Origin of the sequence: Salifodinibacter halophilus, from assembly GCA_012999515.1 — a bacterium.
Lineage (GTDB): Bacteria > Pseudomonadota > Gammaproteobacteria > Nevskiales > Salinisphaeraceae > Salifodinibacter > Salifodinibacter halophilus.
Genome location: JABEEB010000260.1, coordinates 1 through 271 on the forward strand (window position 1 = coordinate 1; position 271 = coordinate 271).

At 70.5% G+C, this 271-nt stretch carries 1 protein-coding gene; it reads left to right on the plus strand.

Annotated features, from left to right (window positions below; all coding sequences use genetic code 11):
* Nucleotides 1-271 (plus strand): class I SAM-dependent methyltransferase (locus tag HKX41_11570; GenBank protein NNC24771.1); only part of this gene is annotated, 271 nt, incomplete at both ends.

Consider the following 271-nt stretch of genomic DNA (forward strand, 5'->3'; position numbering starts at 1 on the left):
CGGCGATCATCGACCCCAACGATCGCCGCGGGCTCAAGAACGCCTATCTGGCCGGCCTGCGCGATCGCGCGTTCGCACAAAGCCTGGCCAGGCACGACGTCGAACGCGGCACCGTGCTCGACCTGGGCTGCGGCACGGCAAGCGCCTCACATCCGCTGCTGCGCGCGGGCCATCGCGTGCTCGGCCTGGACATTTCTCTGCAGCTGTTGCGCCACGCGCGCAACCGCTGCGGCGACCGCGATTGTCTGTTCGCCGCCGTCGACGGCCGCCA